23 protein-coding genes are annotated in these 17044 nt (G+C 62.8%); 1 reads left to right on the plus strand and 22 read right to left on the minus strand.

The window, feature by feature from the left end; genetic code table 11:
* Positions 1-87 precede the first annotated feature (87 nt).
* From ACQHI0_RS27080 to ACQHI0_RS27115, 8 genes are all read right to left on the minus strand, one after another.
* On the minus strand, positions 88-1044 hold the full coding sequence (locus ACQHI0_RS27080) for a hypothetical protein (RefSeq protein WP_427904609.1): 957 nt from the start codon (positions 1042-1044) through the stop codon (positions 88-90).
* 53 nt (positions 1045-1097) lie between these two features.
* Positions 1098-1448 (minus strand): phage tail fiber protein, encoded by a 351-nt coding sequence (locus tag ACQHI0_RS27085; RefSeq protein ID WP_101465256.1) that lies wholly within the window; start codon positions 1446-1448, stop codon positions 1098-1100.
* A gap of 60 nt (positions 1449-1508) precedes the next feature.
* A complete protein-coding gene (locus ACQHI0_RS27090) occupies positions 1509-1844 on the minus strand; it encodes a DUF7264 domain-containing protein (protein ID WP_427904610.1) in 336 nt (111 codons plus the stop codon).
* Positions 1845-2068: 224 nt separating this feature from the next.
* On the minus strand, positions 2069-3388 hold the full coding sequence (locus ACQHI0_RS27095) for a DUF7257 domain-containing protein (protein ID WP_427904611.1): 1320 nt from the start codon (positions 3386-3388) through the stop codon (positions 2069-2071).
* A gap of 65 nt (positions 3389-3453) precedes the next feature.
* The gene (locus ACQHI0_RS27100) at positions 3454-3891 is read right to left on the minus strand and encodes a phage gene 29 protein family protein (protein ID WP_427904612.1); all 438 of its coding nucleotides are present in this window, start codon (positions 3889-3891) and stop codon (positions 3454-3456) included.
* A 13-nt stretch (positions 3892-3904) separates the two neighbouring features.
* Positions 3905-5584 (minus strand): phage tail protein, encoded by a 1680-nt coding sequence (locus tag ACQHI0_RS27105; protein WP_427904613.1) that lies wholly within the window; start codon positions 5582-5584, stop codon positions 3905-3907.
* Positions 5581-6465, minus strand: a complete 885-nt coding sequence (locus ACQHI0_RS27110; RefSeq protein ID WP_427904614.1) for a phage tail protein — start codon at positions 6463-6465, stop codon at positions 5581-5583. The genes ACQHI0_RS27105 and ACQHI0_RS27110 overlap by 4 nt, the downstream gene beginning before the upstream one ends.
* Before the next feature lie 194 nt (positions 6466-6659).
* The gene (locus ACQHI0_RS27115; RefSeq protein ID WP_427904615.1) at positions 6660-7892 is read right to left on the minus strand and encodes a hypothetical protein; all 1233 of its coding nucleotides are present in this window, start codon (positions 7890-7892) and stop codon (positions 6660-6662) included.
* A 186-nt stretch (positions 7893-8078) separates the two neighbouring features.
* On the opposite strand from ACQHI0_RS27115, the gene ACQHI0_RS27120 reads away from it, so the two are divergent.
* Positions 8079-8573, plus strand: a complete 495-nt coding sequence (locus ACQHI0_RS27120; protein WP_427904616.1) for a hypothetical protein — start codon at positions 8079-8081, stop codon at positions 8571-8573.
* Positions 8574-8613: 40 nt separating this feature from the next.
* Here the strand turns inward: ACQHI0_RS27120 and ACQHI0_RS27125 are convergent, their stop codons facing one another.
* The 14 genes from ACQHI0_RS27125 to ACQHI0_RS27190 form a co-directional block, all read right to left on the minus strand.
* The gene (locus tag ACQHI0_RS27125; RefSeq protein WP_427904617.1) at positions 8614-9003 is read right to left on the minus strand and encodes a hypothetical protein; all 390 of its coding nucleotides are present in this window, start codon (positions 9001-9003) and stop codon (positions 8614-8616) included.
* On the minus strand, positions 9000-9446 hold the full coding sequence (locus ACQHI0_RS27130; protein ID WP_427904618.1) for a hypothetical protein: 447 nt from the start codon (positions 9444-9446) through the stop codon (positions 9000-9002). The genes ACQHI0_RS27125 and ACQHI0_RS27130 overlap by 4 nt, the downstream gene beginning before the upstream one ends.
* Positions 9447-9484: 38 nt before the next feature.
* Entirely contained in the window at positions 9485-9817 is a 333-nt protein-coding gene (locus tag ACQHI0_RS27135) for a hypothetical protein (protein ID WP_427904619.1), read from the minus strand.
* Between the two features lie 30 nt (positions 9818-9847).
* Positions 9848-10006 (minus strand): hypothetical protein, encoded by a 159-nt coding sequence (locus ACQHI0_RS27140; protein WP_427904620.1) that lies wholly within the window; start codon positions 10004-10006, stop codon positions 9848-9850.
* A 132-nt stretch (positions 10007-10138) separates the two neighbouring features.
* Entirely contained in the window at positions 10139-10801 is a 663-nt protein-coding gene (locus ACQHI0_RS27145; RefSeq protein WP_427904621.1) for a hypothetical protein, read from the minus strand.
* Between the two features lie 96 nt (positions 10802-10897).
* Positions 10898-11344, minus strand: coding sequence for a hypothetical protein (locus tag ACQHI0_RS27150; RefSeq protein ID WP_427904622.1), 447 nt, complete (start codon positions 11342-11344; stop codon positions 10898-10900).
* Positions 11344-11565 (minus strand): hypothetical protein, encoded by a 222-nt coding sequence (locus ACQHI0_RS27155; RefSeq protein WP_427904623.1) that lies wholly within the window; start codon positions 11563-11565, stop codon positions 11344-11346. Before ACQHI0_RS27155 ends, ACQHI0_RS27150 begins: the two co-directional genes overlap by 1 nt.
* A gap of 148 nt (positions 11566-11713) precedes the next feature.
* Positions 11714-12379: a hypothetical protein gene (locus ACQHI0_RS27160; protein WP_427904624.1), complete on the minus strand. Its 666-nt coding sequence runs from the start codon at positions 12377-12379 to the stop codon at positions 11714-11716.
* Between the two features lie 10 nt (positions 12380-12389).
* Positions 12390-13157 carry a peptidoglycan recognition protein family protein gene (locus ACQHI0_RS27165; RefSeq protein WP_427904625.1) on the minus strand — a complete coding sequence of 256 codons (768 nt, stop codon included), beginning with the start codon at positions 13155-13157 and terminating at the stop codon, positions 12390-12392.
* A gap of 228 nt (positions 13158-13385) precedes the next feature.
* Complete coding sequence (locus tag ACQHI0_RS27170) at positions 13386-13682, minus strand: hypothetical protein (RefSeq protein ID WP_427904626.1); 297 nt, start codon at positions 13680-13682, stop codon at positions 13386-13388.
* Entirely contained in the window at positions 13660-13890 is a 231-nt protein-coding gene (locus ACQHI0_RS27175) for a hypothetical protein (RefSeq protein WP_427904627.1), read from the minus strand. Before ACQHI0_RS27175 ends, ACQHI0_RS27170 begins: the two co-directional genes overlap by 23 nt.
* Positions 13891-13922: 32 nt before the next feature.
* Positions 13923-14690 (minus strand): PE-PPE domain-containing protein, encoded by a 768-nt coding sequence (locus ACQHI0_RS27180; protein ID WP_427904628.1) that lies wholly within the window; start codon positions 14688-14690, stop codon positions 13923-13925.
* A gap of 277 nt (positions 14691-14967) precedes the next feature.
* Positions 14968-15537, minus strand: coding sequence for an ImmA/IrrE family metallo-endopeptidase (locus ACQHI0_RS27185; RefSeq protein ID WP_427904629.1), 570 nt, complete (start codon positions 15535-15537; stop codon positions 14968-14970).
* A 756-nt stretch (positions 15538-16293) separates the two neighbouring features.
* Positions 16294-16986, minus strand: coding sequence for a hypothetical protein (locus ACQHI0_RS27190; RefSeq protein ID WP_427904630.1), 693 nt, complete (start codon positions 16984-16986; stop codon positions 16294-16296).
* Positions 16987-17044: the final 58 nt, after the last annotated feature.

The following is a 17044-nucleotide window of genomic DNA, read 5'->3' on the forward strand; positions in this document are numbered from 1 at the left end:
GTAGCACCCGCACAGTGCAGGTCACATGACAGCCGTGACGTCTACGAGGAGCGTTGTGCCTACCCTGGTTTCAGCGGTGCACCGTGATTACGGTGCGCGGACGATCCGGATCTGAGTCGCGGTCCCATCACGAACCGTCGCACCATGAGTGGACCAACCCTGAAGGGTCACCCGATCACCCGAGTCGACCCGCACAGTGGCGCTCGCGGTCATCGTTCCCGTCCACCCGGTCTTCTCAGCACCAGTGGCGATCACGACACCGTTGACCAGCAGTCGCACAGCCTGGCGAGGACCACCGAAACCGCTGTAGATCGCATACGGAATGCTCGCCGACACAAAGATGTTGAGCGCGGTCCCCTGAGCGATCAGCGCATTGCCACTGACCGTCGAACCCGGGAAGGCGGCAGTATCGGCGTACCAACCCGTGATATCGGACCAACTTCCGCCGAGTGCCTGGTCACCGCCCTTGCTCATGCCCGAGGGCTTGAACGGCGGTGCAACTGCCATCGAGAACGTGCCCGTACCACTGGCGGCCATCGGGATCGGACCGATACGTGTGGTCGCGCATACGCCGGTCGTGCCGAACCCCGCGGACGCAGAGAGATTCGGAACGACTTCGGCTGACAGGACTGCCTTGGAGGTGAACACCGCACCACGGCTCGCCGTGCGACTGCCTGCGGCGAATGCCGCTGAAACTACGACCCGGCCGCCGGCGCCCACAGACACTCGTGCGGTTGCGGTCCCGGTGTCACCGAGCACGGGCGAGATCCATTGCGACAACGGCCATGCGACCGCGCGCAATTCTCCCTCTGCTCCCGCTACCGCCCTGGCGGTAGCCAAGGGCCGAAGGATCGCAGATTTCACCTCGTTGCCCGTGAAGGTGGCATAGACGAACGGCGGAACCTCCGGAATTCGGGTTCCGTCGATCATGGTGCTGGGTGATCGCGGTGCGTCGGCGACCATCGTCGGCGCGCCGGGGATGGCCATGACCGCAGTCGGCGGCGTCGGCAGACTTGCTGTGAGCACCTGCGTGGGTGCCGTCATAGCGGCCTCCGATTTGGTTGTGAGTGAATATTTTTCGACACCGAGGTGCCGATTCAGCTCATGGCGAAGGTGGGGGTGATGAGCAGCGTGCCCTGCGCACCGAGGGTGGTGGAGGCGATGGCGACCTTGTCGATGAAGGTGCCGCCGGTCGGCGCGCTCCACAGGCCGGCGTGGGTGTAGGTGCCTGCGGGCAGGTTCACGGTCACCTGGCTGCCGGAGATCTGGCCGTTGGCCGGCGCGCTCCACGTGGTCGCGACGCGTGCGTAGGCCGGCGAACCGCCGGAAGCCTCGTTCGAACCGTTGGTGCCCGGGTCAGCGATGTGGACGGAAACGTAGACGGTGGAGGCGATGTTGGCGTAGGCGGCGCACAGCGCGTTCTTGGTGGAGGTAACTGCAATAGCCATGGAAGTACTCCTCGAGAGTTGTTGTTGTGGAGAGAATGTCGCTGTCCGGCGGCTGAGAAATCAGTGGCGGATAACGGAGCCGACGTACCACGCGTAGGTGGTGACCGGGGAGGTCAGATAGGTGACCAACATCGTGTAACGCGAGTTGGTGGGAATGGCGTCACACGTGACGGCCGGAACGGCCCATTTGGCCGCGGTATTGGTGACGGTGGCCGCCCAGGTACCGATCGTCGCCCCACCAGGAGCAGTGATCACAATGGAGACCGTTGTCCCGTTGGGAAATACGGCGCCGCCGGAGGGCTCGATGGTTTGCACGAAGCTGGCACCGGTGGTGAGCTTGAGCGGTTCGACTTTCGGCTGGTATCCGAGATATCCGGGATCGAGTGCTGTTGTCATAGGTTTCCTCTGCTGTGTTCGGCCTCGTCCATGAATTCGTGGCGAGGGACGGTTCGAGGGACACGGCCGCTCTGGACCGCTTCGATCACGCCGCGCAGCACAGCGAGCGCCGCCCGGAACAGTCCGGTGGCGTGGTCCAATTTCTGAATGAGTGCGACCTACACGGCCACGACTCGGCGAGTCACGATGGTGACCCGGAGACTTGTCTTCCGGTGGTCACACACTCACGAATAGGAGCACAGCGTGCCGTCGAAATAGGTGTCGTGGCCCAACGGATCACCCTTCATATTGTTGGCGAACGGGGTGTAATAGCCTGGTCCCCACACGCTTCCAGCTGCGGCGAACACGACGAATGTTGCCGACGAGTGCAGGACTGCGTCGCCTCCGGTCGCCCCACCGTTGCGGGCAAGTTTCCACTGCCCCTCCGGACTCGACGCAGTCCACAGAGAGACGTTGTAGTTGTACGCCGAACCGCAAGGGCTGGCCCAGAACGAGCTGACGGTCATCACATACCAGCCGGGCTTGACGATCTGGATCGTGCCGGACGGAAGGTCGATGATGTTGACGTTGCTCGCTTGGCGCGCAGTATCGAAAGCAGCACCGAATTTGTTGGACCCCGCGCTCATCGGCGCGCCCGCGGTGTTCTGGCGACAGAGCGACCAACCCGTCCCGACAACCGCCGGGGGTGTGGTGTCGGCAGCGGCGAAAGAATCGATATCGAAACCGAACGACAATTCCTTGGAACCGTCCCAGGCATCAGTGACATTGCAAGCGCTGAAGAAGCCGACCCACCGGTTGTTGGCGCCTACTGGCGAACTTACCGTGGCGTCACGGTACGTCAGTTTGCTGATGCCGTTGACCAGTACCTCATAGGAAGGTCCGGTAGCGGTGACAGTTACCGTGTCGCCGACGCTCAGAGCCAGCCCAGTCTTCTCTGCCCACGTCGTGATGACCATTTCGCCGTTGCTGAATGTGGCGCGTTGGAGCAGGATCCTCGCGGTTCCGACCTGCACGATGACGAACGTCGACATGTCCACAGCCGACCGGAGCAGAAGCCCGCTTCCGGTGAATACACCGGCTTGGTTCGGTCGCCCGAGCACCATCGACACCGACTGGTCGTCGGTCATGAGGGGGGTCTTGCGCAACGCGAGATCTGCACCGGTACTGGTGTTCCCGCTCTTGGAAATACCGGCCTGATCGTCAACGACGACCATATCCGCGACGGTACCCGCACCAGCCAACCATTTGGCGACTGTCCATTTGGTGTCATCCCATGACTGGAAGTTGTCTGTTGCCGAGGCACCGCCGACTTGTTCCTGGGTTTGTTTGGTCTGCAGGTCCGAGATCGCCGAAGCGTTCGCCGTCGAAGTAGTCTGCGCCGAATCCGCCGAGGACTTCGCCGATGAAGCCCCAGCTCGGGCCTCACCCGCGGCGTTGATCGCTTCGTTGTTCGCCGCGTTCATGTTCGCGCCGATCGCTTCGACCCCGGCAAAGGACCCCATGACGCTGGACAGTATCGTCGCGCGCGCCGACTCCCATGTCACCTTTTGGATGTTGCGAATCGACCCCCCGGTATAGGAGCCAGAAGGTACTGACCTATCCGGACTGGTCATCGATCCGCCTCAGCCGACGTCGGTTGCACAGCACCGATTTTCGCGTGATTGAGGTCGAGATCGCGAGGATCTACCAGGTGCTTGAGTTCGCCGGAATCGCGGAGCTGTTCCACCAAGTGAGCACGCTCTTCCGGTGTCAGGTCGGTGACGTCGGGCGCGGAGCTTTCCGGCGGGCGCGGGGCGCCCTTCTCCGCCCACTGGCCCGCGCCGTTGAGCCAATGGGTGACGCCGCGAGCGGGCGGGTGGTATTCCTTGGTCTGCTCAGCGGCATAGTGCCGAAAGCCGAGATCCCACAGGTGTTTCGACCACTGCCGAAGCACATCGGGATGGACCAGCAGCGGCGAGTTCTGCGGCCCGGGAAGACCCACGAGCGCCCACACGAACGCTTCATGGGGGTCATCGGGATTGCACTGCTCGAGCGAAGGGATGGACATGTTCTCTCCGGATCTACATCTGAACGGCGAGCGCATGGATGTCGTCGACGATGTCGGCGACCACGCGCATGGATTTGGCGAAGGGCATGTCGCTGTCGCGATCCGAGCCCACAGTGACCTGCCAGGCCGGGCTCGCGGTCCGCGACCAGGCCAGTTCGAGTTCGGTGACCTGGTCGACGTAGATCGAGCCCTCCGGCATCCCCTTGACGGTGGAACCCACACGGTCACCGAGGAAGAAGTGGCCGAGGCCCTGATCGCCGATCAGGTACGGCTCGCCGTTGGCGACGATGAATTTGTGGGTGAAGTGCTGGCGGGTCTTCCACATACCCTCACCGAGGGTGAGCAGCGAGCCGAGGGTGTAGGCCCGGTCCGAGCTGTTCTCGAAATGCTCGTGGTAGTGCGACCAACCCGCGTTCAGCGCTCGTTTGGGTGAGCGGTGTCGCTGCCATGCCAGCAGCGTGTCCGACAACAACGACGTCGCGATCGTGTTCGCCACCGCGGTAGCGGCATTCACCGCGCCACCGGCGATCGAACCACCGAGGGGAATTTCGCTCAGCGCGCCGGCGATGAGGAAGCCCACGACCTGGATCGCCGAGGAGATCGCCTCGTTCACACCGGGCATCGAGTGACCACCGGTGAGCACCTGCACCGCCGAGGCTGGGTTGACCACGAACTGCGAGGTCTGGATGCCGGAGTTCTCGTTCTGCCGGTAGACCACCCATGGGTTCGACGGGAGCGTGCCCATCCAGCCCGGATTCTTGTACAGCTCGGGCACATTTTGATCCGGCAGCACATCAGGGCTGTAATCGAGCCAGGAATTGTCGAACACCTGCTTGGTGCGCTCCAGACCGTCCCACATATCGCCACCGGTACTGGTACCGGTCCAGAACCCGGACTTGTCGACGATGTCGACGACCAAACACCCGTGACGGACCACAGCGCCGGGCCACGGTGGCGGATCACCGGTGAGCCAGCGCCGGGTCACGACCGCCAGCTGGGCGGTTTCGAGGGTGCCCGCGGACGCTTCATGGAAGTTCTGGAAGCGGGAACCGAAGATCGTCCACAGCGACGTATCCTCATGGAACGCGGTGGGTTTCACCACCACGCCCCACCTCGACTGATCGAGGGTGCCCCATTCGCTGGGATCCAGCGGATCGTCGGGCAGCGTCCACAGGCCGCCTTCCAAGCGAAGCAGGTTCAGATGCAACGCCGTCTTGAGGGTCCACACGCTGGGCCCGGCGAGCAGGAACTGTCGCGGAAACTGCACATGCTCGGGAAGAAACGGGTTCGACCAGCAGTAGATGTGCTTGAGATCCTGGTAGGAGTGCATGAACAGCAACTCCACGGTCGTCACACCCTGGGCGTCGGTCTTGATGACGGCCTTCTCGAGCCGTCCGTCCCACCGCGCACCGTCTTTATCGACGGTGATGTGCACATTCTTCTTCACGCGGCCGTTGATATCGACCGCCCATTTCGCCAGGTAGTAGTCGTAGGGCAGCACCAACACGCCCGTGCCGGCCTGGTTGAGAATCCACCGGAAATCAGCGCTGATCTCCGCCCCACATGTCCCGCGCAGGTTCCAGTCGCCATCCCACAATCTGATCAGCGGTCGCGCGAACCGCCGCTGTTTGCGAGTGGTCTTGGTAGCCTGCGCATCCGCGTAGATCGCGGGCAGATCCAGCAGGCCCGTCACTGCAGCCCCCACGGACGCGACCAGTTACGCGGCTGCACGACCATGACCGCGGTGCCGGTCGGGGCGCCGCTGACCGAAACCGGCACCGTGGTGGCGGGAGTGTAGGGCGGGACGGGGTACAGGAAGCTGACACCGTTCATCAATGCCCAGATCTGGGAGCCGTCCTTGGCGACGATCATCTCTTCCATCGGGTCGGTATCGACCGTCAGATCCTTACCCGTCGCGGCGTGCGGCAAGGTGATCACGCGGGCAAGGTCGCGTTCGTCGGCGCCCCAGGAGAAGTCGGGCAGCGTCCACTTGCCCGGCGCCGCGCACACCCACTTCAACCACATCGGCTGATCAGTCGGGTTAGCGATCGTGATAGTGCCGGACTGGCTCCTGCCCTCACCGGTGGTGTCGGTCGTCGAGGTCCAGGTGCCGGTCACATCCGACTCGACCCACCACGGATTTCCCGCGGTACACGTCATGACGACCTTGCCCATCGACTTCAGATGCGGATCCTTGTCCGGCTTGAAGTCCGGCTGCTCCGACATCCGGAGCTTCAACGACCGCGTCCCGAAATCAGTCGTGATCGTCAACGTGGAGTCACGGTCGTAGGCCCACGCCTTACGCCACGCCGAATCCACCGCCTCCCACGAACCACCCGCGGCTTGAAACACGTTGACCGCGAACACAACATCGCGCTTGTTCGTCCGGTAACCACCGAACGACGAGCCGGCCTGAAACGCCGACTGATTCCAGATCGTCGTCACCGGCGCGTCGTACAAACCGGTCGGCGACGTAGCCAACTCCACACCCTCACGACCACTACCCTGACCAGCGATCGTCCATTGCGAACCATCGACTCCGGTCACCGTGATCATCGCAGCATTAGACGCCACAGATTCACCTCATTCTTTGCACGGGCCTCGCCGAGCATTAGGGTTTATCCCTATTGCTCCGGGCACTTTGAATTTCCGATGCGCCCGATCGAGCCGACATCGAAATAATTTAACGGACGGTCGACCTGAGGTCACTTCCGCGATTCATCCGCCGAGGTCACCGCGACAAGCGGGAAAGGACGACGGCTGCCAGATCAGTTGGCGTTCATTAGTTCCCATTGCTGTGCGAGAACTTTGAGTCTCGCGACGACGTCATCCTGGCTCGACATCGAAATATTAACCGTCGCAGGCTGACCTGATGGAGCACTCGGTGCGTAACCGCGGCCGCTGCTGGGCTGCGCGGACCGCTGCTCCATCATTTTCTGCAAGAAGAAGGGGTCCGCATTCAATGCCTGTAGGAACGGACGGTTAACCGTCGTCGACCGCGCATTCATGACGAACTCGCCGTCCGAAAGATAGGCCGGGATCTTGTCACCGATCGAGGAACCTGGCCCTTGCACGTTTCCGCCTCCCGAGAATCCGGCTACATGCCGGACAGCGCTGGCAAAATCAGCAACACGTGGTTGTATGTACTCGGTAATCGAGCCGGCTGACTGACCGATATATTCGAAGAACCCGCTCACCGGAAGGGTTCTGGCAATAGTACCGTTACCTCGACCATCACCGTTTCCTGAAATCGGAGGAATCAATTCACCCGTATTCAGGTCAACCAATGGGCCATTCTCTGGAGGTGCCAGGTCAGGATTTGGAACCCACGGAGTCATACCAGGATCGACAACGTCGTGCCAGGTGAACATCTTGGCCATGATCCGCTCGGCCCTACCGAAACTCCCTTGCGACATACCCGCGTACCGGGTCGCCTTGCCGCCCAGTTCCGCGTTCGCTACATAGTCGCCGAAAAATCCTTCTGCATTGTAGCCAGCGGCCAGAACTGCATTCAGGCTGTATTCCGACTTCATGCTCGGAGGGATTTTTTCAGACCAGCGCTTCTTGATCAGCGCGAGGTTGTATGCCGCGGCATACACCGCAAGCGTCTGATCGTTTGCAAGATCCGACCATTCCCTGTTAGCAAATACAGCGGGATACTCAGCCTTCACACGATTGAACGTATCCTCTTTCATGTTTGTCAACCCTAGCGAGTTGGACTGCCCGCCATCGACGAGCTCACGAAATGGAGACGTATTCCTACGGACCCAATCTTTCAGCTCCCCCTGATGACCATCCCAAGTTAGGTTCGCGTCAGCACCCTCATTGAGCACAATTGCCATTACAAGGCGAGGATCGACGCCTGCGGCACCACCAGCCCTGACAGAATCCAGCGCCCACTGCGCTACTTTAGGATCAACATCCTCAGGCGTGCCATGGACATCCGGATTCCAATTGAACTTCGGCGGAGGACTATTCCATGTATTCGTATAGTCGGTCATTTATGAATTTCCTTCTGGAATGCAGACATCCCGGCTATCGCCGTCACAAATCCAATTTCTGCACGGCGGGGCCGAGCGATGACGTAGCGGACGAGATCGACACGCAGGTCGCAGCGGCTATAGTGCAAGCACCGAGATTCGTCTCCGTGCGATGTGACCCTGTGAGGAAAAATGAATTCTGGTCAAGTGGGCAGTTCTCGACGCCGGTGGCCATGGCTTGCGGCCATTGCAGCGATCTCAGCGGTCAGCGTCGGCAGCTTTGCTACCTGGGCGGCGCTCCGTAATCCGGCGGAACGCCACCTGAACGAGGTCAGCGTCGCTGGCTACACCAGAGTGACGCAGGTAAGCGACAAGAGCGGCGCCGGTCCATGGGCCGAAGCTATGTTCATCGGACCGCCTGTCGACGACGTGCGCAGCCTCGTTGCTGCCCCCGGGCTCTCGCTCGGCCCCGCTCCGATTCCTCTTGTTGACGAGTCGGAGAAATCTGCGCAAACTGCCGGGACGTTGTACCGATCCACGTGGGAGGGGTACGGCAATACAGCGGATGATTGCCGTCTATCGGTTTACCGAGGCATAGACAACGCCTATGACGAGTCGAAGTTGACCAAGGCTCAGGTCGCAGACGCCAACGACGGCTCCATTTTCGTGCTGCGGGTGCATGTCACCTGCGGCAGCGGGTAAATCGATCCCGGTCCCCGAACACTCAGACGCGAAACTTTGATCAGCTCACAAAGACTGATGCGTGTAGGCCAGCGGGAATCGCTGAGCCGGTTCCGTTTTGATGCATCCGCACATCGAGGACGTCACCGGCGCGCAGCACGGGTTGCGAGGTGAGCGGAACGGTAACCGGGATCTCTGCCGCCAAGTTCGTTCCCGCGATCAGCGTGAGACTCGCAAAGATCTGCAGCACAACACCATTGCGGAGCTGCCGGACAGAGATGGTCGCATTGTCGGTCGCGGCTCCAACGATCGTTGCGTAGCCCGGCGGTGCGACGAGCTGGACGTCGGTGACGGTGTCGCCGCTGTAGAAGGCTGAGGAATACACCCCGGCCAAGGTGGTGGTATCGGCTCCTCCGGCGGCTTGCGCCGGCAGAGTTGCGGAGTAGATCATTCGTCCTCCCAGGTGGATGCGGTGAACTCGTCGATCAGGTTTTGCATCGACTCGTCTCGTTGGGCGTCGCGGACGATGTCCACCGCGGTGACCGGGCGGGGCATCGGCGAAACCCGGGGCGGGTCTCCGCCGGCTGCGGCGATGACTGCGGCCTGCACGCCTTGGAGTGCGTCGATGACCGAGAGCAATAGGTAGCTGTCGATCGTGTAGCCCTCTGGCGAGGGCCCCGTGGGCTCGGACTTGTCCTCGTACAAATCGAGCTTGTCCTCGGCTTGTTCGGCGGCGAGCATCTGTTCGGCGAGTTCTTGGTCCATCGCCAGCGCAGATCGGTATTGCGAGCCGTGCGGCAGCCTGTCTTTGAAGGCCCAGATGGTCCGCCAGTCGCGCGTGCGGATTGTGTTGGGCCCGAAGCAGTCCCGGATGTCGATGCCGCGCTCGAGCAAGTCGTAGTCGAGCGCGGCACCGAAACGTTCCCAGAACTCTACGAGCCCTGCGATCCCCCCGGCAGCTCCGAGGAGCCCTGGCCGAAGAGGTGCGCGTAGAGGTCTTTCTGGAAGGCGAACCACTCGTCGAGCGGCCGATCAGCGAACAGGTTCTCGACGGCTTCGTACTGGTCGCCCAGCACGATCGCCATCTGTTCGTCATCGCTGGCAGTCCGGCGCAGGGCCAGGACCTGGCTCCGGGTGACCGGTGCGATCGCGATGCTGTCGGTCAGGCGGTAAGGCGCGCGTCGGCGCGGGGCGAGCTCTTGCTGCAGCTCGTGGAAACGGCCGCCGACCTTGTCCTGGTCGGCCGCTTCGGGTGTGGGTGCCATGATGTTGCTTCTCCGGGTGGTGTTGTGCGACTAGGACTTCGAGGTACGCCGCTGCGTCGCCTTGTCGACGGCCTTTTCGGCGTGGCCGAGCTTGAAGACCGCGTTGACGTATTCGGATGCGGTGGAAACGATGTACTCGTCGACGCCGTCGGTCATGGTGACGGGGTACTCGGTGGGGATGGCGGACACGGTGGACCCGCTTTCTTCTCCGGCAAGAATGGATAGGGAATGTGTGGGGCGTGCCATGACCGGAGACACATGACACGCCCCACGCCCGAGTCAGGACTCGGGAGTTCAAGATGCCTTCACGGCCGGGGCGGATTACACCGCGTTGGGGATACCGGTCTGGGCCAGGATCTTCTTCCAGCCCGAGCCGCCGAAGCCGTGAGCGATGGCGTAGCCGGCGGTATCGTCCTTGAACGCGACCATGGTCAGCTTCTGGGCGAGAACCTCGGTCGGGTTCCACTGCTCGCCGCCGTACTTGCTGACCGCGACCTTCGGCAGCACCTTGTAGACGTAGATCGGGCTGGCGTCGTTGCCGTCCTTACCGATGATGATCGCCGAGTAGTAGGTGATCTCTTCCGATGCAGGCTGGGCGAAGAACACTTCGCCGGAGGCGGCGTTGGCCTTGATCGCCGTCAGGGCCGTACCGGTGGCGAGGTTCAGGGTCAGCGCGGTGGTCTGCTGCGGCTGGAACTCGATGGTGGTGATGTCGCTGGTCACGTCGTTGCGGACCGGCTGCAGCTCACCGTAGGACTCGATCGGAGCCGCGGTGATACCGCGAGCGAAGGCCACGCCGGTCTTCTTGTCGATCAGACCGACTGGCTGGTAGGCAGCCGGAAGGGTCTGCAGAGCACCCGACGCATCGGTCAGCGCCGCCGGCGCCGCGGTGTAGTGGGGTGCGATGAAAATGGCCGCGTCGAGCGGCTTGAGCAGCAGCGATCGCTGCGCGTTCTTCAGCGCGGTGAGGTTGGTGGCAGGCATGTGTCTCCATTCGAGCGCCCGCGAGTGCGGGTCGCGGTTTAGAAGCCGGTACCGACTGGCACCGACGAAAAGCCCAGGGCAAGGCAGATGTTCGGCCTACTGGCGGCGGGCTTCGACAGTGAAGGCAATCTCGACCATCTGATTGAGCGGGTCGAGGTCAGGCACCTCCGACAGACCGCGGCTACGTCGCAGGATCGGCGGATGGAACTTCGGCTCCTCGGCCACGATCTCCTCGGTGTAGTCGACGAGGACTCCATTGACGTGGCTCGCCGGCGCGTTCAACAGTGCGGTGCGGATCTGCACCGAAAGCTGTTGCGCCTGAGCACGGCTGGTACCGAAGGCCACCACACTGACCTTGGCCTTGTAGGTGATGGCGTTGATATCGAGCGTTCCGCCGGTGGTCCGCACCCAGATCAAGGGCAGTTCGGACTGCAGGTCCGCCGACGTCGCGGGCAACGTGGTGACGGAGGTGGCGATCGGGGTGAACAGGTCGACCATGAACTGCTCGAAATCGGGGAACTCCCCCGGCGTGGGGTAAGTCATTACGTCGCTTCCGGCGCCGGGCCGACTGCCACCTCAGCCTCGAGGGATCCCGCGGGGGCTTCCGGTACCGGGATGGCGTCGGCAACCGTCATCGCAACCCCCTGAGCCAGATTGGCCAGCACGTTGATATCGGACCTCAAGGTCGCCAGCCGACTGACCAAGGCCTGAAGTTCGGTAATGATCTGTTCGGCGAGACCACTGGGATCATCGGAACTTGGCACGATATTCTCCAAATGTTTGGTTCACGGGTAGAACTACAGTCCGAGCAGCGGCAGCAGCAGTGGCAGGACCACGCTGAGCAGTTCGAGGACATAGACAACGGTGTTGAGCACTTTCATCACCCCCCTTCACTCTTCGAGCACAGACGTGTCAGCGCACGTGGCTCAGATACGTGGAAAGTCGGTCGCGCAACGGATCATTGGTGAGCTTCGGCGCGGTGAATTGGGGATTGATGACGTTGATGGTCGTGCTCCGGTCGATCTCCGGGCCCACACGCTGTTCGAGAGAACGTATTCGAGGCTGAATCGCCCTCGGAGCGGTCTGGCGCAGGTCGTTCGATGCCGACGACAGGGTCTGCACAACCGTGCTTACTGTGCTGTTCAACGCGGTGGCAGCACCGGTGACTGCAGCGCTCACGGGTCCGGTTACGGCTCCCGATAGCTCGGAGATCGCAGCTTCACCACCGGCTGCCTCGATCTCGTTGCGCGTACCTTTGTAAATGTTGTACCAGTTGTTCCATTGCAGGAATGGAAATAGTGAACCAACCGGAGCGGTAGCGAGGAATCCGCCGGCATCGGTCGGTCCATGTTCTTCTTCTACCTCACCACCCGACGCATAAGCCTTCGTCTTGAACACTGCCTTACCCAGCGCCTGCCCAGCGCTGCTGGCCATTGTCGACCATTGAAGGAACGGCGCTAGGCGACCTGGGCGGGAAACCGATAGTGCGCCATCGTCATAGCCGGGGCGCCGGCCCTCCGATTCTCCGTCGGCGAAGCGCACGAACTGCGCATCATCTCGTACATCTTCGAAAGACATTGTCGACCATTCATTCGAGTGGGGATTCGAGGGCCTTCAGGCGGTCCAGCACGTCGGCCAGGGCGTCGACCACGGTCATGCCGTCGAGCTGTTCCCAGCCCGCGAACATGCCGGCATCACGCTGCTGGCTACCGCACAGCTGCTCGCGGATGTCCTTGACATCAGTCCCGATCGGGCCGCAGAACGCGGTGATGAAATCCTGGATCTGGGTGACTTCGGCTGCGCTCATCGGAGCGTCCTTTCCGTCGATGAATGCCTGTACGTCGCGACGGAACTCGTCCATGTCGATACCGGCGGGGTCGATTTTTCCTTCGTGGGAGTACTCGCGATGGGCCACGCAGTCCTCGGCGTCGGCGCCGATTCTGGCGAGAATCGCCGCGCAGCCTCGCTTGTAAGCGTCGAGTTGTGCTGGGGTCCAGTCAGTTCCGTCGCCGCGCGACACGGCTTCGATGCCGATCACGTGGTAGTTGGCGTTGTCGGTGGGCCAGCCGGGCCAGGAGCCGCGGCCCGCGTGCCAGCAGACACCGGCGGCGATCACGCGGAAGGTACCGTCGCGTTCCAGGACGAGCTGGGCGAGGGGGCCGGGGAGGTCGGCACGGCCGTCTTGGACGATGCGCCAGTCGTTGCGGCCGCCGCCCGCGGTGTGGTGGCAGAGCACGCCGCGGATGTCACGGAAGTCGCCGTGGCCTCGATCGCGCCAGCCTTCGTGTTCGATGACGTCCAGCCCGGCGTCGCGCAGCACGTCGGCCAGCCATACCGGGTCTCCTGTCCAAGCCATGGGTGTCTCCTTGTGTGAGTGAAGGTTTGCGGTCCCGCCCTCGCAGACGAGGGGAAGCGCCGAGGGCGGGACCTTCACTCCTGACGCAGCGGCGGCGTCTACGACCGCAGACCACCTGCGGGAGACGGGCGCGTCAGGAGCGCGGCATGCGGCGGGCTCGAAACCCGCACCGTGTCGAGTGTTCTCCGGGGGCCGACCGCATGCAGTTCGGGAACGGCGGGGACGCCGTCAGATTTCTTCTTGGAGGGTGGCGGGGATCTTGTAATCCGCCACCGGGGGCTCCATGCCTGGGACGTGCAGGCGCAGGAAGCCGAGCAGTTCGTCGATGTGTCGCTGCAGTGCGCGGATCAGACGGATCGCATCGCGGAATCGGAGGTGATCGTCGGCGGCCTGCTCCTCGAGCGCGACCACTCGCTCACGCAACTTGGCGACTTCGCGGGCCTGCCACGCTGTCACCGCGCCGATCACGGTGGCGAGGGCCATGCCGGTAGCCTGCACCAGTTCAGGGCTTAACCACGTTGCCATCCCGATCACCTGCCGATCCGCTCACGGGGGTAACAGCTGGCCTGATGAGTGCGCCGGCGATCACCGGTGTGGCCAAACCGTAAAGGGTGAGCAGTGTTTCGACCCACGCCGAATCGATTTGGCGACCGAGAACATAGGCGAGGACACCCGTGGCAGCGACGAGGACCGACCGAACCAGCGCGGGTTCTGGAGCATTGCTGATTCTCATAATGTGTTCCTTCCCACATACTTTCGCGGGTCTCAGATGCGCCCTTCGGCGACATCGCGATTCAGCGCCTGGGCTAGTGCGCGGGAGTGCCCATAGCGGACGTAATCACTGGTGTGCCTGCCGTCGAAGAGGTAGCCGCGGGCATACGCGACAGCGCCGGCCCAGTGGCGCCAGTTCGATGGAGACCACCAGCGCTGCAATTGGTTTCGAGTCGCGGTGTCGAGCATTCGCTGTGCCCATCGGATCGCCGAGTTCGCACTGGCGAAGCTGAAGAAAGCGCTCAGATCCGCGATAGTTCGCAACGGATTGCCCGCGGGCAGGGCGGTGATGGGGTCGCCGGGCACTGCGGCCCAGTAGGCGGGAATGCCGTCGATCGGCCGCTCGCCGACCACGCCGTAGCCGCCGGGATCGGTGTCGCCGAGATACTCACCTGCCGGTCGACGCGGATCGGCGATCAGCGCGCAGGCGATCACCTCACGACCCGGATGCTCGCCGCGACCGATCTCGGCCGCGAGGTCACCGGCTACCGCGGCACCTTGCGAATACCCAGCCAGTACAACACGATTCGGTGAGCGGTCGATAGCCGCCAGCATCGCCCTTTTGCCTTCGGCGACGCTCTCTGCGTAGCTCACGTGCGAGCCGTAGTCGGCCGGGTACGGAACCATTCGAGGGGTGAACATCGACTTGTTCAGCGCGTCGACGAAGGCGCCGGTGACGCCGTCGCCGCCGGGGTTCCAGGTGCCGCCGACCACAAGTACATCGATGGTGCGCGACGTTCCTTTCGGAGACCACAGTGACATGTTGCTACCTCTCGGGGGGGCATCGGGTTGGAGGTCCCGCTCCGGACGAGTGCTCATCTGGAGCGGGACCGATTCGCCCCTGCGCTGCGACAACGTCTTTCGACCGCAGCGTGCTGCGGGAGACGGCGCATCAGGGGCGGGCATGCGGCGGGCTCTGAACCCGCTGGTGATGTTGAGTTTGTCCGGGGGCCTACCGCATGAGTTCGACGTCAGCTACAAGCGCCAATGACAAAGCCCCCGTACCGTTTTCACGGAACGAGGGCTCAGATGGACTTGGCTATCGGTGGTGTCGGCCGGGGGCGAGCTGGCGCAGGATATCCCCCGAGCTGGACGTCGGCCACAGACAGAGGTAGGGGTATTCGGAGGGCATACCGGGCAGCCAACCGAGGCGATTCAGCAGGTGGACCGGGATCACCGCGAATTCTTCGTTCGCCAGGTGTTCCAGCCGCCAGCCGAGCAGGAATTCGGTGACACCGAGGAGCGCCGCGACATCGGTGAGGTTGTCGCCGACCTCCAATGCGTCACGCAGGTCGGCGATGGGAATGAGCCGTTGTGCGACAACATGATGAACCTGCTTCTCGATCCGGCCGCGCCACCGCTCGCCGTCGAGCGCTGCTGCCAGTTCGCGCGATTCGGCCATCTCGATGTGCGCGACGGCGTGTGCGATGACTTCGTTTCGCACATGACCTGACAGGTCCGCTTGGATAAGGATCGCACGGTCGGCTACCGACCAATACGACACGAAGTCGAAAACTACGGCCGAATCGACCCGGATTCCAAGGCTGAACGCCAATTCTTGGGCATTGAACCCATTGCGCTGCACCGCGATATCTGGTCGATCTGACATCGCGGCATCCGACTCACCTTCGTCACCCATAGCAATACACAACTCTCACAACTCGGAACTGACCACGACCCGTCGCATCATCACCACCCCGACGGTGTCAGATGCTGTGCGTCACGTCACCGAGAAGTGTTTTGCGTCACAATGATCGGCGGCCGGAGAGTACGCCAGCGATTCACCACACCGGCGACGACCTCGAGATCCGCTACGCAGATGTCGGAGATGTCGACATGGCCGGCATGAGCCCTTCTACCTGGCAGCGAGTCATTCACACCGTGGAGGGACCCACCGCCCGCGCGATCTGACCGGGATTCGGTCGGCTTACCCGAGTCGTCGGGAATGAATGCATCGAATGCACCTGACACAGGAAGAACCTCACCCAGCAGCCGAAATGTGGAGACTCTCGGTCGAGAGCACGTGCCCATTCTAGCGTTGACGTGAGCTGAGCCCCGATCGGGATCCGCGGGAGGGCGGGACAGCTTGTATCCAATCGCATTGCCCTTAGACGCTTTTGGGCATGCGAAATCCCGCTGGCACTAGTTTGCGGCATCGGCCACATGATGTCAACCCCCAATCCAAGACGGAACGAAATCGCTGGTCCAGGTAGGTATTTCGAACTGGGCACATACTGCGCTCCCTCGAATCCGCTATGGGCCCAAGCGCTTTTGGCGCGAACAGTCCGGCGAGCAGAATCCCTGCGCCAACGCCAGCGGGGCGCCGGCAACAATCTGCCGACGCCCCGCTGGGTCACTCTGTTCGCTATGCATCTTTCCTGTGCTGTCGCGCTGGGAGAGCCCGGTGCGCGTCCAAAACCTCACCGACAAGGAATAATTCGGGCCAGCCGGCCGACCAAGGGCCCGGCACCGGCGTGATCAGCCCCGCCTTGCGCAGTGTGCGCACCCGACGGGCTGTCAGATTGCCGAAGGTGTCACCCAGCTGTTCCGCGAGCTTGCCGATGCCGGCGGCATTGAGGCGGACCGCCCTGGCTTGCAGGACAAGGTCCGCGTCGGCGGCGGCGACCTCGGCCGGCGGGCACACCACCGTCTCCGCCGCCTCGATCGCCGCGCCGATCTCGGCCGCCGCGGTCTCCACGCCTTCGGTCATCGCCAGCGCAATGATGTTGCGTTGCAACCACTCCGCCATTCCACTGATGCTCGTCGCGCCACCGTAGGTGACATCGCGCTGTTCGCACACCAACCGAACCCACGCCCCCAAGACCGACTGGAGATGGTCAGCAGCACGAGCAGCGGCCGGGTTGAACGGCAGTCGCTGCTCCCGCGCACCGTTGCGGGTGCGGTAGTCCACCGTGCCGAATCGTGTCTGACGCGTTCGCGCGTCGAGTAGGTCCTCGGCCAGATCGGGGACGTCGCCCAGCATCCGGGCAAGGTCCCGCGCTTCCTCGCGATCCAGGTACAGGTGAGCATCATCGACCCACCTGTCCAATGGGGTCACGCCGCATGAATCCTCCCGCATGCGGTTCGACGCCGTGACGGCATCGTCTGTGCCCATG

The organism is Nocardia sp. FBN12 (genome assembly GCF_050320175.1).
GTDB lineage: Bacteria > Actinomycetota > Actinomycetes > Mycobacteriales > Mycobacteriaceae > Nocardia.

Coding starts and splice junctions, on each gene's coding strand:
- ACQHI0_RS27090 (WP_427904610.1), bottom strand. CDS start 1,844: ATGACAACAGCACTCGATCCCGGATATCTCGGATACCAGCCGAAAGTC.
- ACQHI0_RS27135 (WP_427904619.1), bottom strand. CDS start 9,817: ATGGCACCCACACCCGAAGCGGCCGACCAGGACAAGGTCGGCGGCCGT.
- ACQHI0_RS27175 (WP_427904627.1), bottom strand. CDS start 13,890: ATGAGAATCAGCAATGCTCCAGAACCCGCGCTGGTTCGGTCGGTCCTC.
- ACQHI0_RS27185 (WP_427904629.1), bottom strand. CDS start 15,537: ATGTCAGATCGACCAGATATCGCGGTGCAGCGCAATGGGTTCAATGCC.
- ACQHI0_RS27170 (WP_427904626.1), bottom strand. CDS start 13,682: ATGGCAACGTGGTTAAGCCCTGAACTGGTGCAGGCTACCGGCATGGCC.
- ACQHI0_RS27165 (WP_427904625.1), bottom strand. CDS start 13,157: ATGGCTTGGACAGGAGACCCGGTATGGCTGGCCGACGTGCTGCGCGAC.
- ACQHI0_RS27125 (WP_427904617.1), bottom strand. CDS start 9,003: ATGATCTACTCCGCAACTCTGCCGGCGCAAGCCGCCGGAGGAGCCGAT.
- ACQHI0_RS27085 (WP_101465256.1), bottom strand. CDS start 1,448: ATGGCTATTGCAGTTACCTCCACCAAGAACGCGCTGTGCGCCGCCTAC.
- ACQHI0_RS27145 (WP_427904621.1), bottom strand. CDS start 10,801: ATGCCTGCCACCAACCTCACCGCGCTGAAGAACGCGCAGCGATCGCTG.
- ACQHI0_RS27080 (WP_427904609.1), bottom strand. CDS start 1,044: ATGACGGCACCCACGCAGGTGCTCACAGCAAGTCTGCCGACGCCGCCG.
- ACQHI0_RS27115 (WP_427904615.1), bottom strand. CDS start 7,892: ATGACCGACTATACGAATACATGGAATAGTCCTCCGCCGAAGTTCAAT.
- ACQHI0_RS27100 (WP_427904612.1), bottom strand. CDS start 3,891: ATGTCCATCCCTTCGCTCGAGCAGTGCAATCCCGATGACCCCCATGAA.
- ACQHI0_RS27180 (WP_427904628.1), bottom strand. CDS start 14,690: ATGTCACTGTGGTCTCCGAAAGGAACGTCGCGCACCATCGATGTACTT.
- ACQHI0_RS27160 (WP_427904624.1), bottom strand. CDS start 12,379: ATGTCTTTCGAAGATGTACGAGATGATGCGCAGTTCGTGCGCTTCGCC.
- ACQHI0_RS27150 (WP_427904622.1), bottom strand. CDS start 11,344: ATGACTTACCCCACGCCGGGGGAGTTCCCCGATTTCGAGCAGTTCATG.